Below are 15626 nucleotides of genomic sequence, written 5' to 3'. Positions count from 1 at the left end.
AGCGGTAATGGGTAATTGACTATTGTTAATCGCTAATAGGTAATTAGTAATTTAGGTGGGAGAGTTGTTAACTTTTACGATTGAGTTGGGAATTATGAACACTTTAACTTAAAGCTTAAAACTCAATCCTAAAAACTATTTTCGGTGCTAGCGACGATCCTCTGGCCCTGATAACCAGCCAAACAATGTAGCAGCTTCACGCCTAGAAGTCTTGCTATATTTAAGGTCGTCCGTCTGCACTACTTCTTTATTGACGATAGCATCCGAGGTTGTATCTTTGGAACGTTTATTCGGGTTGAGTATTAGTTCGTTGTGCCACCAAGCGACAGTTAAACCTGCTGCTACGCCGCCGATGACGCCAAGGCCGAGACTCATCGGCAGCCTACATCCTACTAAGCGAAACCCAACGGTAAACAACACAAACCATATCAGCGCGGGGCTAAACCCCTTGGAGTCTCCGGTAAATTTTGGCATGAGCTGCGAGTTGTGTTTGTAATAACACTGAAAGATATTGACAATATTAGCAGACAATCAAATTGGCAAAGGCGATCGAGCTGCAACTACTCCCCACAAATCAAGTTTAATTGTACCTCTAAGTCTTGCGCGGTATCTACAATCTTTACAGAAATTTGCTCTAATTCTGTAAAAGGTTCAAAAGCTGCTTGCTGCGAACTCAATAGTTCGGCTGTCGCGTCGGCAATATCGCCCCTGCGCTGTTGCAGTCGTTCTCGCAAGACTTCAATTGGTGCCGTGCAGTAAATGATTTGCAGGGGCAAGCCGTGGGATTGAGCCTGATTAATTGCATCCGTTCTCAAGTTTTGGCGATCGAACTTTGCATCTAAAATCACATCCCAACCTCGCTCAGCCAAAATTATCCCCAACTCTAACAATCTACCATAAGTCTGCGCGGTCATTTCATCCGAGTACAAATCTTGCCCCCCGCGTTCATTTAAAGGAATTCCGCCTAAATGTTTGCGAACCGCATCGGATCGAATGTGAATTGCCCCAGTGCGGCGAGCCAAATATCGAGCTGCTGTACTCTTGCCAGAACCCGACAAACCCGACATCAAAGTTAACTTTCCCTGGCGCGGTTGTGTGTATTCCCAAGCCAGTTTATAGTAATGATCTGCTGTCTGTGAAATCTCTGCTTTTTGGGCAGTTGAAATAGCGGCATCGTCCAACATTAACGAAGTTACTTTTGCTCTAACATAAGCTTGACGGCTCAAATACAAAGGCAACAGTTGCAGTCCTTCCCAATCCCCTGTTTGTTCGATGTAAGTATTGAGAAAAGCATTGCCTAAGTCTCTGCGCCCCCGCGATTCCAAATCCATTACAGTAAAAGCCACATCGTACATGACATCAACAAAGCGAAAAGGTTCGTTAAATTCAATGCAGTCGAATAGCAATATTTTCTCTTGCCACAATGCTATATTCCGCAAGTGCAAATCTCCGTGACACTCGCGAATTTTATTCTTGGCAATCCGCAGGTTAAATAACTCTTGATTTTCCGCAAAAAACGCATCAGTATAATCTTTAGTTTCCTGAAATTGTGCCTGAGTCTGCGGCCCGCCGATATATTTTTGCGAAATCAGGTAATTGTTGTCTATGGCTTTGCGAATCTGACTGACTTCGCCAAATGTGCGAATGTAGCTATTACTAATTGCCGTGCTGTGAAAGTTGGCAACTTCCCGCCCTAAGTCGGCCATAATTTGCTCGGTCAACAGTCCGCGTTCCAACAAACTAAGCAACAGCGAATCTTGAGGAAACTCCCGCATTTTAAGTGCGTATTCTACAGCAACTTCAGCCGGAGTTATAGCAGGTAAGTTGCTGCCCAATTGAAACGCATCCCCAATTTGAATAATTGGCAAAACTTCTAGATAAATTTCCGGAGCAGTGCGTCTGTTCAGCAGCAATTCTTCGTTGCATAAATGCTGCCTTTTCTCCAAAGTTGAATAGTCCAAAAAGCCAAAGTTGACTGGTTTCTTGAGTTTGTAAGTATAATCTCCTGTCAGCAAAACAAAGGAAGCGTGAGTCTGAATTAGCTGCACTGGTTCTGTCACCCCGTGCGGGTAAAACCCGGGATGCAACATTTGCTCAATCAGAGGTGGGAGACAAGTATCAGTCATATCGATTTTAGATTTTAGATTTTAAATTTTGGATTTTGGATGTTGGATTTTGGATTAGATCGATTGGGGCTTGGAGATTTATATAAAGATAACTTAAAGAAAATAGATGTTGAGTTTAAGTCGATTTATTATAAAGTTGATAATTAGTGTAAACCAAAAATTACTGATGACAGAAAACAATCAAGATTCCCGTTCGGTGGATGTGTTTGGCGTGGGAAATGCCCTGGTAGACATCCTAGCATTGGTAGAAGATGAATTTGTACTCGGTCACGGGCTGAGTCGCGGCGGGATGACGCTGATGAATTCGGAAACGCAGGGGGGGATTTTGCACGATTTAGAGCACAATTCGCTGCAAATGCGATCGGGGGGTTCGGCGGCAAATACGATGATTGGTTTGGCTCAGAGCGGCGGTAAAGCGTATTATTCGGGGAAGGTTGCTAAGGATACTAACGGGGAATTCTACCGGCAAGATTTGCTGGCGGCGGGGATTGATTTTAACGTGCATCCTGCTGCTGAGTCTAAGGAGCCCACGGGTACTTGTGTAGTGCTGACTACGCCGGATGCGGAACGCACGATGTGTACTAATTTGGGTGTTTCTACTACTCTGGCGGCGACTGATATTGATGTCGATCGCCTGAGTCACTGCAAGTACAGTTATGTTGAGGGCTATCTGTGGGATGCTCCCGATCCGAGAAAGGCTAGCATTGAGACGATGGAACAGTCTAAGCGTCTGGGTGTGAAGGTGGCTTTTACTTTTTCGGATGGCTTTTTAGTCGATCGATTTGCTGATGATTTTCACAAGGTGGTTTCGGAATATTGCGATGTAATTTTTTGCAATGCTGATGAAGTTCGGAGCTTTTTTAAGGAGGAATCTTTGGAAGAGTGCGCTCGGAAAATGAGCGAGATTTCGGATTTAGCTTTTATCACTAATGGGGATAAAGGCTGCATGGTGGTGGAGAACAAACAGATTGTTGATGTGGCGGGATTTCCGGTAAAGGCGCTCGATACTGTGGGTGCTGGGGATGCTTTTGCGGGCGGTGTTTTGTTTGGAATTACTAACGGTTTGAGTTCTGTACAAGCGGCGCGCTGGGGCAATTATTTGGCTTCTAGGGTGGTGCAGATTCACGGGCCTCGGCTTGAGGGTTCTCAGGCTCATCTTTTGAGTGAGGTGATTTCTGGTTAGGATTTGAAATGGGCGATCGCACTTTTTGTCGAAAGGGCGATCGCTCTTTTTTTAACTGCTTCCATAACACAGGCGAGACGCCCGGGCCACAGTGGAAATGAGTCACTTCCCAACCACAGGCGTCCTGCCCGTGCCACAGTGGATGCAGATGAGAAAAGGCCGTGTTAAAATCAATAAAAGCTTAACTAATCGTAGCTCCTATGGTAACAACCACATTGACTCCTCCTATACAAAGTAGCGAGGAAAAACTAATTACTTTGACAGGCATTAAATGGTCAACATTTAAAGCGATAATGTCTGATGTCGGCGACGGTAGAGCGTGGAGAATTGCTTATGCTGAAGGAGTTTTAGAAATCAGAATGCCCTTACCTAAACATGAAAGACCTAAAGTCATGCTCGAACTATTTATTGGAGCTTTAGCAGATGAGTTAGAAATTGAAGCTATGAGCCTCGGTGCGTTGACTCTGGAACGGGAAGATTTAGCTCGTGCTATTGAACCAGATACTTGTTTTTACATTCAAAATGAATCTTTAGTTAGAAATAAAGATGAAATAAATTTAGCCGCAGATCCTGCACCAGATTTAGTTGTAGAATCAGATTACACGAGTTCTTCTTTGAATAAGTTCTCAATTTATGCTGCTCTGGGAGTTCCTGAAATCTGGAGATATCGCAATCAAAGTCTTTTGGTGTATCAATTGGTTGAGGGGAATTACGAAGAGAGAGAGAACAGTTTGGCTTTTCCGTTTTTGCCGATCGCCGAAATTCCAGGTTTGATAGAGCAAAGTAAAAGTATTGGACAAAGGGCGGCTGTGCGTTTATTTCGGGACAGGGTTAGGGAAGTTTTGGCGCAGTGAGTTTTGGAAAGAGTAGGAATGGGCGATCGCACTTTTTTGCACCGCAGATGAACACTGACATGAAAAGGTCGATCGCTATTGCTTAAATAAAATTTAACGACAGTTTATTTCTCACCAGATTATGACTATCATTGAACAGATTTACGCGATCGTCAAAACCCTTCCCGAAAACCAAGCTAGCGAAATTCTCACTTTCGCTGAGTTGATTCGTGCCAAGTACCTGAATGAGAACCAATCCACCGACACAGTAGGTTCTTTAACTCCTTCGACAGAATTGGTTTATTCCCTAGCTGGAACATGGGCCGAAGACTTTCCTACTCTGGAACAGATTCGTGCGGAGTCGGGGGAAGACATCTTGCGGGAGAGCTTTTAGATGTACATTTTGCATACAAATACATTAATTTACTATTTCAAAGGACAAGGACAAGTTGCCCAAAACATTCTGCCATAGTAAAAACAGCTTTATGGTGGAAAGTAGCGATAAATATCTTTCCGGTGAAGCACCCTGGCAAAAGTAAGAGTTTCGCCATCAAAATAAAAACCTATTCGATAGTCTCCAACCCGAAGCCGATACGCATTATCATCACCTTTCAATTTTTTTAAGTTAACAATTGTTTGTAAATCATTACTATTGGGAATTTCCGCAAAAGCAAAATCCTTGATTTGCTCAAACACAGGCGTACTTTTAAGACCTTTTAAATCTTTCAAAAAACTGGGTAGATATTCGACTTTCATTCACTTTCCAGTTCTGCAAGTGCTTGCTGTAAATTTAACGGGTTTTCATTTTTTACTTCGCGCATAGCCTGGAGAAGTCCTTTATCTTCGATCGCTTCTAGGAAATACTGATAGTCGGTATAATCTAGAATAACTTGACTAATGTTGCCTTCGGCATCGAATATCAATTCTTTAGCCAGTGGATAGTCTTCTATTTTCATACACTTTTATGGTGAGATGAGTTATGAGGGAATGATGCTTCTATTTTAACAGCGATATCTCAGAACCCGATGAAGTGCGATCGGGTATGTTGGTTATTGGGTCTAATAAAATTTGTCCGGCTTCGTTGACGAGAACGCGATACTCTGTTGACTTGGGTTCGAGGTTTAAACTGAGGTGTCCTTGTGGATCTGTGCTGATTAAGTTTTTCAGAATCCAAAACATATCTTTCAGCTATTATAAAGTTGGGTAAAACTCGGTTGGTTGAGTTTTACTTAATTATAACAAATTAGATGTTGTTTGTCTATTCTGATTTTAAGGGCGATTCCCTACGGGATAGCTCCGCTTCACGCACTTTTTGTCGTAAGGGCGATCGCTCTTTTTTGAACCGCAGATGAAGGCAGATGAACGGGGATGAACGCAGATGGAGCAAGGGCGATCGCTATTATTCCAAATTCCAAGCGAGCGAGCTTGTAAAAATCTCTGTTTTGGCTATAATAGTATTATTTTTGAATCATACCTAATAAAAAATCATGACAACAACAGTAAGCGTAGAACACATTGAAAGAACACCGGGAGTACGAGGCGGGAAACCCCGGATTGCTGGGACGAGAATCGCCGTACAAGATGTGATGGTGATGCACCTAAAAATGGGTTATTCTCTTTTAGAAATTGCCACTAAGTACGATCTGCTTGTAGCAGCAGTTTATGACGCTATGGCTTATTATTACGATCATCGCCAAGCAATTGACAGAGAAATGGCAGAAGATGATGCTTTTGTGGATGAATTTATGCGTCAAAATCCAGGGAGGTTACAAACAAAAATCAAGGAATTAAAAGGTGAGTCTGCGAATTAGGTTTCATTTAGATGAGCATATCGATCGGGACATTGCTAGGGCGTTACGTCTCTATGGTATTGATGTGACGACAACGGTTGAAGCAGGATTAAGGACTAAGATAGATGAGCAGCAGTGGTTGTTTATTCAACAGCAGCAGCGAGTGCTTGTCACTCAGGATCGAGACTTTCTAGTTATAGCTGGTATGAGTAAGAATCATCCTGGTGTCGCTTATTTTAAACAGGCGAGTCGTTCGATCGGACAAGTAATAGAAATGTTGATTTTGCTATATGAAATTTACACACCGGCAGATATGGTCGGAATGGTAGAGTATTTATGAGGATGAAGGGCGATCGCTCTTTTTTTTACCGCAGATGAAGGCGGATGAACGGGGAGGGATGAAGGGCGATCGCACTTTTTGTCGTAAGGGCGATCGCTCTTTTTTGAACTGCAGATGAATGCGGATGAACGGGCAGGGATTAAGGGCGATTGCACACCATACCATTGTATTTTTAGCACTCATATCAGATACAATTGAATATCGATCCTAATGCTCAAGTTGGTATTTCTGTCAGTCTCAAATCACCCTTCGTGAACCACTCACCCTTGAGCACAGCCAAATACTGACCATTAGCAATAATCGCTGTCTTTTGGTTAAATAAACCGCCCAATCCTTCACCCAATTTTTCCACTTCAATTTGCTCTGGCTTTAAACCGTTGAGTAAGCCAATTCCGCTGATACCACGAAGATCGCCGCCTATGCCGTCCGGCAAGAAACCTGCACGAAAATCCTCTATTATGTCAACTTTGTCTAGATTAGCTGTATCTGTAATAGGTAAACCTGTATCAGTAGCCAACAGAAACAAATTATTACCTAAACCGCCGATTAGGGTGTCTTGCTGTTTGTCCAATCCACCAAAAATAACATCATCATCGTTCCCACCATCTAATCTATCTGAACCGGTTCCACCAGTGAGGATATCTTTGTCACCACCGCCTGTTATTAAATCATTACCCTCACCGCCTTCAAGTACATCTTTTCCAGAATCAAATAACCCATTGCCGCCTATGAGCGTATCGTTACCTGCTCCACCATCTAGAGTGTCATCACCACTGTCGCCATTAATTTCATCATTACCAGTATCACCGAAGATTTTGTCATTTCCTGAGCCTGTAAAGATAGAGTTACCAGTCACCCCTAAAAGACCATCGAAATTACTTCCGTCTAGCTTGAGATCGCCTATGTTACTATCAATGCTACCGTAGACTATATCATCATTTGCTGAGTTGGTATCCTTACCAGCAAGAAAGATTGGTCTATCTGGTGCTTGAACTGACAAAATTCCTTCATGAACAAACAGCTTTTCAGATAGACGATCGATAGGATTTGTAAGGTAAAAGTAAGCATTTTGTTTTGTATTGAAGCGCCCTCGCTCAGTGAGGATGCGATCTTTGATAATTTCTTGCTGGAGTAATCCTAACGGCTGATCCTTTTTTATCTGATTCAGCAAGTTTGTGAAAGTCTGAACAACTTGACCGTGTTCATCTACTGGCACGCTCAAACCACCAAAATCCATCTGGAATGACTCATCAGCAGTGGCAGCAAGTTGCTGATTTCCGGCAAGGCTTCGTGCTCCCACAAGTGCTAGAGAGTAATTAGAGACTTCACTAAATTTATTGGGCGAATCTGCTTGAGTATTTCGACCATCTAAATCATAGTCAACACCTCCAAGGGTTAGGAGATCGATGCTGCTTTCTGATGGCGGATCTAAAGCAGTAATAGTGTTAACACCTACTCCATTTGGTTTTATTTCGTTGCCTTTGTCATCTTTGAAGCCTTCTTTGTAGAGGCGACCAATTTCACCGCTGACTAATGATCCCAGACTATGACCTATTAAGTTTAGATTTTCGCTAGCTGCCACAGAATCTATTTTTAATTTGTTTAGTAGTTCCGTGACTACAAATTCTGCAACTGGTCTAATCCACTTAGCAGCAAAATAGTTACCTACTCTTAGAGATGACTCTAAATCGTTTTCATCATCATTAGTTAGGCGACCATTAACAGAAGCTTGCTCCCAGTTTAAGAAATAAACTTTATCATTAGGTCGGACATTTGCTAAAGCTGCTGCTAGTTTGGGTAAGTTTCCCGTCGGCCCATCATTCCACCCGTGAATAACAACCCAGGTTTTTCCTGTTTCAGTTTCTGACTCAAAGGGAGATGGTTGCTTATCTGTAGAGCTAAACAGTTTTAGCTCGATTTCGCGCTTTTCCCGAGAAAAATTGTCGGGATCTGTGATTTCAAACTTTGTACGACCCAAGACTCCATAAGGAAAAGATCCGGCACCTTCACCAAGTTTTGGAACAGCATAAGCGGCTCCTACTGCTGTAGCAAGTCCAGCTAATGGGTTAACAAAGGTTACTCCTATTGCACCACCAAGAAGACCCCCAGCCGTTGCTACCAAAGTCTGTTGCAATAAAAAATCATCAGGCGATAATTTGAAGTCACCAGTTACAGAACCTTGTATGACTGCGGGAGGGTTGTTGACTGACGTGGGAACTCGCTCTGTAACAATATTAATCTTCGTGTCGCCAAAGCCAAGAGCCCGCAAGTTCAAAGTATCATCACCACCTTTACCATCAGACTTTAACTTCACTCTGAAAGTCAGGGTTTGTCCTGGCAAAACGTCAGTAAACTTAGGCGGTGTGATCTCCTTGACATAACCGAATTCATCACTAACTGGAACAACATTAATTTCTCTTCCAACTACGTCTAACCCTGTGGCGATCGCATCCACCAAATTAGAACTATCGGATTTTAATTCTACCACAGAACCAAATCCCAATCCATCACCATCGCTGTCATCAACCAAATCTCTGTAAGTGGCAATTTGATCCTCGGTGACTGCAAAAACGGGTACAAGATTAGCATTAATTAATGCTTGCCTAACTTGTGGAACCGATGGATAATCTTCTCCTGTTCCCGGCGGATTTCCATCAAGAATCGTGTCGAGATTATTGGGTTTGGTGATGCCAAATTCTCTCCCATCGCCCGCCTGATGAAAGTCTGCATCCGTTGCTAAAACAACGACACGCCGAGAACTGTCACGGAAACCAATTTCACTTTGACTGCGAAGTGCCGTTTGCAGTAGTCCTTCCAGTTGCGCTTCAGGAAAATCTCTGCCTGAGCGAATGATAAAATTATTTACTGTTGACTGTAGGGCAGCCGTATTCGTCGTTAGGGGCAGATTTGTGCGGTAAACATAATCACTATTTGCTGAGCTACCAAACGGATTTATAGGCTTGTCTATGAAGGAACCAACCCCAAATGTGGTGTTAGGTTGAATACCTTGCAGTCTGCTAACCAAATTTGGAACTAACTTTTGGACAACAGGTAAATCGTCCTCAAACGAGTCTGAAATATCTTGCAGTAGAAACACATCAAGGGGTAACTGATTAGTAACGGCTGAAGCACTCCGATCGCCATTTTCTATACTGCGAACCGATCTAATAGGCTCTGAACCATCCCCAGGCACCGTCACAGTTATTTCTAAAGTAATTTCGCCCCCCGGTGGCAAAAACACATCGATCGTATCCGCTGACAGAATAGTTCCGGGAGTGCTCGACAGTACCTCTCCTTTCTTAATTTGAATACCAGATGCTCCCCCAATTCGATCGCTAATACCCTTGACAAGGGTATCAAAAACCCCCGCTCCCGTTCCAGGATCGATCGCAATTCGCGCCCCATCCGCCGTGAAACCAAACAGCTTCTCGCCTTCAAACATCAAGGCTAAAATATTACTAAAGCCAATATCGCCAATTTTGGCTGCTTGACCAGTTAGAGACACCGCATACAAACTATCGCTTGTCGCCCCCTTCGATGTCGCTAAAAATCGATTATTCGGAGCATCAAATGCCAAGTCCCCACTGCTATTGAATCCAGTAGATTCCAAGTTAGCGATTAAAGATACTCCCGCATTAGTGGTATTAATCGCGTATAAGTTAGAATCCCCAGCCGCATAAAGGATATCATTGGCAAATTCTAGAGCATTCATGTTGACACCCGCAGGAAAGCCGCCAACAAATGAAGTTAAACCCGATATTGGATCGATTTTGAATAACTGAGTGGGCGTAATTCCAAAAATTGTCCCATCTTTAGAAACAGCGATGTCGGAGAAACTGAAGGTACTAGCAATTTGGGTGAATTTTGCTGAGGGATCGATCGTTCCAACTTGTCCGCTTAGTCCGTCGAAAGTCGAAATGAAAGACGAACTAGCCCCTAACTGGCTAGCACTGCGGGTATCCAAACCATAGGACAAGATTCGATCGCCCTTAATCTCTTCCTCTAGAGGTGTGATCGCACTCGCATCCACTCCACTACCCAACAACACATCATCTGTCAGTAACTTCATAATCCCATCTCCTCACAAATATAGTTGCGTCAAAACCAGCAAAGCCCGCCTTGCAAGCCTTCCTAGATATCTATCAGGGCCTTCATCTGCTCTTTATGCAGTTCGCCCTGTTTTTGTAATAAAACTTTACATTGCTCCCAACAGCAGATAAGCTGTATCCCCGATCGCCCGCCCGATGCACCGTCAAACGTAGCTGACAGCCAAACACATCATTTCACAATACTCCACAATCCTGAATCTGTATAGGCTTAACGGCTCACCATTTGGCTCAACATCAAAGGCTCACTTGGCTCATTTGGCTCATTTGGCTCACCAAATCATGTAACATTATTTACTAAGGCAGAGTTTCCGTAGAGGAGTAGCAATGGCAGGTTTGCTCAGAGCATCCGAAGAAGGGCTAAAAATCATTGACATGGTAAGACGCAATCTCGGATGGAATAAAACTGAGGATGCCTGGTGTGTTGCCGCTTTAGTTTCAACAGCTACCTTAAAGCGGTTTTGGGCGAAAATAGAAATTAGACGAGAGAACTTTATCAATATTTGCAAAGCAGTAGAAATAGAAAACTGGGAATACATTGCTGAAGGCTACAAAATCAAGAAAACAGAGCCACTTTTAGCCGCCGCGATCGCAGATATCCCCCTAGACAGCGAAAACGATCGCACTTTCCCCCTCCCAGAAAACTTACCCCCCATCAGAAATTGGGTACAGCGCACAAAAGAACTCGATATCTTAAAAACTACGATCGTTAACTCAGATATCACCGCCATCTCAATTGTCGGATTACCAGGCATCGGAAAAACCACCCTCGTCAGCCAACTAATTCGCCAACTCCACACAGAAAAAACCCCCTTCACCTGCGCCGCTTGGCAATCCTTGCAATCCGCAACAGGCAAAGCACCCCCCTTCGATCGCACAATTGACTCCCTGCTATTCACCCTCTCCAACGGCGACATTACCGCAGCCGTCAACGCTCAAAATGACTATTTCAAAAAAACCGAAAATCAGCTCAAAATCCTCAGAGAAAAACCTTGCTTGCTCGTTTTCGATCGCGCCGACACACTTTTGAAAACAGGAGAAGCCAAAGCCGCTGGTTATTTCGCCGAAGATTGTGCAGAATATGCTTGGTTATTCAAACAACTATTAGAAACAGAACATCAAAGCAAAATTATTTTCACCAGTCGCGAAAGCTTAGCCGAATTGCCGTCAACAGTCACCCGCGAAATCCCGCTAAACGGATTGGATCGAGATGCAGCAGTTGCCCTATTGCAATCTTTTAATCTAACTGCAAATCCAGAAGAATTAGCCGAAATGTGCGATCGCTATTCAGGACACCCCAAAGCCTTACAACTCATTGCAGCCTTGATTCGAGATGATACCGAGTTTCAGGGAAATGTCGGGATTTTTCTGCACCAGAGAGACTGGTTGCTGATTCGAGATATTGAAAGAGCGATCGATGAAATGATAGCCCGTCTCAGCGACGGCGAGCAAACTTGTCTCAGCCGAATTTCTGTCTACCAAACCTCAGAATATCCGCTATCTTTTGCAGGGATTAGCGCTCAAATGCCAGAAGTTAGCAAGTATGAACTGAAAGAAAATATTATCCAGGCACTCAAGCGCCGACAATTGCTATATTACGATCGCCACCTCAAATCCTATCAGTTGCATCCGCTAGTTCGAGAAAAGGGCGAGTACCTGCTAAGTCAAAATCCCGAAAATCTCCGTACCGCTCACAGCCAAGCCTATAGTTATTATATCAGCATTCCCATCAAACCAAAATCCGAATGGCAAGATATCGAGGATATTCAGCCCTTAATTAGAGCGCACTATCATGCCTTTCAATCACAAAATTTAGATGCAGCAAATGGGATTATTTCTGAAGTCTATGAGTATTTGCGGCAGTGGAATTGTGCAGAGTTAGTATGTGAAAATCTACAGTTGCCATTGTTAAAGGAAGTAAAAAACATTAGTCTTTAAGAGGCGGGCAAGATGCCCAACCCACAATAAACTTGATGTTTTTTGGAACGGACATCTTGCCCGTTTCTATAGTCAGGGCGGGCAAGATGCCCGCCCCACAATAAACTTGATGTATAAACTTCAACCACTAGAATAAATCCCTCTTTCTTGCAGTTGCTGCATAAAAAACTCTTCCAAACTAGGCTTAGCCAAATTCATCCCAATTAGCTGCCCTCCCGTACCGCTCAGACTAGAAAGAAACTCCTTCGGATCGCCCTGCAAATGACCGTACCACAAATCATTATCAACTTCCATATCCGGTATCCATTTTTTCAGGATATTCAAGTGACCGCCCCTACCTTCAACCCGGTAAGTTTCAGTATTACCTAGGATTTCGTCGATCGCACCAATGCAGATTAACTCACCCTTGGCCAAAATTGCCACTCGATCGCAAATCTTCTCCACATCAGACAATATATGCGAATTAAAAAAAATCGTTTTTCCTTGATTTTTTAGCGATAAAATTATCTCCCGCATCTGATAGCGTCCCATCGGATCTAAACCAGACATCGGCTCATCCAAAAATACCACATCTGGATTGTTAATCAAAGCTTGAGCCATGCCGATCCGTTGCAGCATTCCCTTAGAATACTGGCGCAACTGTTTTTTAATTGCCGCCGATTGAGATAGCCCAACTAGATCTAACAAATTCGGAATTCTCTGTCGCTGAATTGAGGGGGGAATTTGAAATAACCCCGCCGCAAACTGCAAGAATTCCCAGCCGGTGAGATAATCGTAAAAATAGGGATTTTCTGGCAAATAGCCGACTCGCTGCTTCACGGTGCGATCGCCCAAAGGCCTCCCCAACAGCAGCGCCCGCCCAGAAGTGGGGCGCACTATACCCAGCAAAGTTTTCAGCAGCGTAGTTTTCCCCGCTCCATTTTGCCCTAACAACCCGAAAGTTTCCCCCTCAGAGACAGTCAGAGTGCAATTTTTGAGCGATTCAATTTTTTCATTCATCCAGAAGCCGGTACGGTAGAACTTCCCCAGGTTAAATGTTTCCACCACTGGGGTAGCTCCGGGCATCTCGGTGGAAGTTGGCGCATCTATAAGAGGTTCCATTTTCGTAAGCGAAATAAGTAGCACCTGATTATATTCTATGGCATAAGTTCAGTAATAATTGTTCTGTTTAATGTTAAACTAATCTTAGCTGCACTTAAATATTTCTGAATATGGATCGTTCAAAAATTATTGCTATTATCACTGGGGTGATTTCTATAATTTTAGCAGTTGCCTACCTGCTGCTCGTCACCATCCTCGACTTCCGAGGCGAAATGCTGCCCGCACCTCAAAGTCATTTGCCAGTCTCGCTGCCGATTCAGCAATTGGCTAATGCTAATCTGACTTTACCAGCACTGAGGATTTATCCTCAATTGTGACACAAATAATATAATTTAAATTCCGCAATTTCGCCCGTAAATTATGTACAGAAAACTACGGACGAAATGCTGCTATTTGTAAGGTGCGCAATTCGCACCTTACCACTATTTAGTCCGCCCAGGACGTTCCGGGAAGCTCAGTCGAGCCACCGACGAAAGTTTGACTGTTGGGCGGTTGAAACCGCCGAGTTTTCTCACTAAATTAATACACGTGAATTGCTTTCATCATGTGATATGCAACCAGCAACTGCGTCAAAGCTAGCGGGTAACTTTGCAAAACTTCGCCAGTTGTGCCGATCAGTTTGCCAATTTCCGGGTTGCCTTGGGCAGTGCAAAATCCCCGCAGGTGTGGCAACTCGCTGCACAAGATCATTTCCAGTTCGTTTACTTGATCGCTGGTAGCGTGGGAGTCTACTTCCAAAACGTCAACAGGTTTGCCCATATCCCGATCGAGTTCCAAGCGAATTGCAGGTTTAAAACTATCGCTGCCTCGACCTAAAATTTCAGTAAAATCAGGGTGAGGAATTGTCGGTCTGAGCACTAAACGGACGCTCAAATTCGATTCATTGTCCGCTTCTGGCGGGTAAAAACTAACTACAACGTCGGCCGATTTGCGCTGAGGGCGAATGAAGTCTTCTGAATCCGGTTCCCGCTTTTGCATTTCTGCCAGCACCTGTTCTTCAGTATAACCGCGCTTCATGATATCCCGCTTAACTTTCCACTGAGTTCGCAACTCTTCTGGGGGAGCGAGATACACTTTTACGTCGTAAGAATCGCGGATTGTTCGGGTTGCGTAACCCAGCAAACCTTCAACTATGACAAATTTGCTGGGCTTGATGTATTCCGGCGCGTCGAATGTACCTGTGGTGTGGTTGTAGATGGGTTTGAGAATTGCTTGTCCGGTGCGCAGCAGGCTGAGGTGCTGCTGCATGATGTCGAGGTAATTGCAGTCGGGATGCAGTGCTGTGATCCCGATTTCGGCCCGCTGCTTTCTGTCGTAGCGGTGATAGTCGTCAGTACAAATCACAGTGACATTTTCTGGCCCCAATACTTGGGCAATTCCCCGCGTCAGGGTGGTTTTGCCCGCTGCGCTGTCTCCGACAATACCGAGAATAATTGGTCGATCGCTCATTGTTTTTACCCCGACGGACAATAGCAAATTTTGTTGTGAATCTTACATTTTATCAAAGTTGTGTTCGATCCGATCGCTCGATCCGATGGTTTGAGTCGATCCCCCGGACTCTCCCTAATGTGTAAAATTATTGTCATATTTCTTAATATAATGCGGCACCTGAGACTGAGAGAGTATCTGATTAAAAAATCACGCCCATTTCTCAACTGCCTGCGATGTCGATCGTACTTTTGAATCCGGCTACTGTCACAATTTGGAGAAAATTACCCTACAAAGTGTCCCGGTAGTCTGTTTTGTAGTGCTAATTGCAGCAGCGGTGCTACGGGTGGGATATTTTTGGTTTCAAAACCGGCAGCAAGCAGTGAATCAATTTGCCACTCAATCAATCGAGGCGGAGGCTGACCAACTTTACCAGCCATAGGAAGTTTTAGCCAAAGCTTTCGTTATTTTGACAAATTAGTATAAATTTGAGTTCTGGACGCAATTAGGCCCTCAATAACCTGTCTTTTTTAGTCTTGCTTGCCTGCTGCAAGGCGTCTTTTTGTGAAAAAAATCAGTTTCGACGCACCCGTGCGTAATTTCTAAATTTAAACAAATCTCAAGTTGAACTAAGCCCGTAGCAAGCCGATGAATCAACCATATTCTCACAAATTTAGGGGCAGGATTTTAATTGTTGACGACAATAGATCTCTTGCAAAATAATTTTATGATATAATGAAAAGTTTTGCTGAGATTTAATTGAATCCCAACTCCTAACTTA

17 protein-coding genes are annotated in these 15626 nt (G+C 43.8%); 7 read left to right on the top strand and 10 right to left on the bottom strand.

The window, feature by feature from the left end:
- Positions 1–147: 147 nt before the first annotated feature.
- Complete coding sequence (locus QUB30_RS24965) at positions 148–375, bottom strand: hypothetical protein (protein WP_333338980.1); 228 nt, start codon at positions 373–375, stop codon at positions 148–150.
- 185 nt (positions 376–560) lie between these two features.
- Entirely contained in the window at positions 561–2126 is a 1566-nt protein-coding gene (locus tag QUB30_RS24960) for an AAA family ATPase (protein ID WP_333338977.1), read from the bottom strand.
- A 166-nt stretch (positions 2127–2292) separates the two neighbouring features.
- Here QUB30_RS24960 and QUB30_RS24955 point away from each other — a divergent pair, with 166 nt between their 5' ends.
- The 3 genes from QUB30_RS24955 (at position 2293) to QUB30_RS24945 (ending at position 4536) form a co-directional block, all read left to right on the top strand.
- Entirely contained in the window at positions 2293–3309 is a 1017-nt protein-coding gene (locus QUB30_RS24955; RefSeq protein ID WP_333338975.1) for an adenosine kinase, read from the top strand.
- A 200-nt stretch (positions 3310–3509) separates the two neighbouring features.
- The gene (locus QUB30_RS24950) at positions 3510–4163 is read left to right on the top strand and encodes a Uma2 family endonuclease (RefSeq protein WP_333338973.1); all 654 of its coding nucleotides are present in this window, start codon (positions 3510–3512) and stop codon (positions 4161–4163) included.
- A 121-nt stretch (positions 4164–4284) separates the two neighbouring features.
- Positions 4285–4536: a DUF2281 domain-containing protein gene (locus tag QUB30_RS24945; RefSeq protein ID WP_333290344.1), complete on the top strand. Its 252-nt coding sequence runs from the start codon at positions 4285–4287 to the stop codon at positions 4534–4536.
- Between the two features lie 89 nt (positions 4537–4625).
- Here QUB30_RS24945 and QUB30_RS24940 read toward each other — a convergent pair whose 3' ends face one another.
- Genes QUB30_RS24940 through QUB30_RS24930 form a run of 3 tightly spaced genes read right to left on the bottom strand, consistent with a single transcriptional unit; the run spans position 4626 to position 5321 of the window.
- On the bottom strand, positions 4626–4898 hold the full coding sequence (locus QUB30_RS24940) for a type II toxin-antitoxin system RelE/ParE family toxin (protein ID WP_333338970.1): 273 nt from the start codon (positions 4896–4898) through the stop codon (positions 4626–4628).
- On the bottom strand, positions 4895–5098 hold the full coding sequence (locus QUB30_RS24935; RefSeq protein WP_333290342.1) for a hypothetical protein: 204 nt from the start codon (positions 5096–5098) through the stop codon (positions 4895–4897). The genes QUB30_RS24940 and QUB30_RS24935 overlap by 4 nt, the downstream gene beginning before the upstream one ends.
- Before the next feature lie 40 nt (positions 5099–5138).
- Positions 5139–5321, bottom strand: coding sequence for a hypothetical protein (locus tag QUB30_RS24930; protein ID WP_333138223.1), 183 nt, complete (start codon positions 5319–5321; stop codon positions 5139–5141).
- A gap of 308 nt (positions 5322–5629) precedes the next feature.
- Between QUB30_RS24930 and QUB30_RS24925 the strand changes: the two genes are divergently transcribed.
- Both QUB30_RS24925 and QUB30_RS24920 read left to right on the top strand, forming a co-directional pair.
- Entirely contained in the window at positions 5630–5953 is a 324-nt protein-coding gene (locus QUB30_RS24925) for a DUF433 domain-containing protein (protein ID WP_333338968.1), read from the top strand.
- A complete protein-coding gene (locus QUB30_RS24920; protein WP_333338966.1) occupies positions 5937–6272 on the top strand; it encodes a DUF5615 family PIN-like protein in 336 nt (111 codons plus the stop codon). Before QUB30_RS24925 ends, QUB30_RS24920 begins: the two co-directional genes overlap by 17 nt.
- Here the strand turns inward: QUB30_RS24920 and QUB30_RS24915 are convergent.
- Positions 6267–6437: a hypothetical protein gene (locus QUB30_RS24915; RefSeq protein WP_333338963.1), complete on the bottom strand. Its 171-nt coding sequence runs from the start codon at positions 6435–6437 to the stop codon at positions 6267–6269. The two genes, QUB30_RS24920 and QUB30_RS24915, sit on opposite strands and share 6 nt — an antisense overlap.
- Before the next feature lie 49 nt (positions 6438–6486).
- Positions 6487–10341 (bottom strand): hypothetical protein, encoded by a 3855-nt coding sequence (locus QUB30_RS24910; protein WP_333338960.1) that lies wholly within the window; start codon positions 10339–10341, stop codon positions 6487–6489.
- A gap of 364 nt (positions 10342–10705) precedes the next feature.
- Here QUB30_RS24910 and QUB30_RS24905 point away from each other — a divergent pair, with 364 nt between their 5' ends.
- Complete coding sequence (locus tag QUB30_RS24905) at positions 10706–12316, top strand: ATP-binding protein (RefSeq protein WP_333338958.1); 1611 nt, start codon at positions 10706–10708, stop codon at positions 12314–12316.
- 120 nt (positions 12317–12436) lie between these two features.
- Here QUB30_RS24905 and QUB30_RS24900 read toward each other — a convergent pair whose 3' ends face one another.
- Positions 12437–13417 (bottom strand): ABC transporter ATP-binding protein, encoded by a 981-nt coding sequence (locus QUB30_RS24900; RefSeq protein ID WP_333338954.1) that lies wholly within the window; start codon positions 13415–13417, stop codon positions 12437–12439.
- Positions 13418–13527: 110 nt separating this feature from the next.
- Here QUB30_RS24900 and QUB30_RS24895 point away from each other — a divergent pair, with 110 nt between their 5' ends.
- Entirely contained in the window at positions 13528–13734 is a 207-nt protein-coding gene (locus QUB30_RS24895; protein WP_333338949.1) for a hypothetical protein, read from the top strand.
- Positions 13735–13936: 202 nt separating this feature from the next.
- Here QUB30_RS24895 and QUB30_RS24890 read toward each other — a convergent pair whose 3' ends face one another.
- Positions 13937–14866 carry a phosphoribulokinase gene (locus QUB30_RS24890; protein ID WP_333338946.1) on the bottom strand — a complete coding sequence of 310 codons (930 nt, stop codon included), beginning with the start codon at positions 14864–14866 and terminating at the stop codon, positions 13937–13939.
- 263 nt (positions 14867–15129) lie between these two features.
- Positions 15130–15285 (bottom strand): hypothetical protein, encoded by a 156-nt coding sequence (locus tag QUB30_RS24885; protein ID WP_333338944.1) that lies wholly within the window; start codon positions 15283–15285, stop codon positions 15130–15132.
- Positions 15286–15626 lie beyond the last annotated feature (341 nt).

The sequence above is a fragment of the Microcoleus sp. BROC3 genome (assembly GCF_036702515.1).
Classification (GTDB): domain Bacteria; phylum Cyanobacteriota; class Cyanobacteriia; order Cyanobacteriales; family Microcoleaceae; genus Microcoleus.
This window is presented reverse-complemented; position numbering and strand designations above follow the sequence as displayed.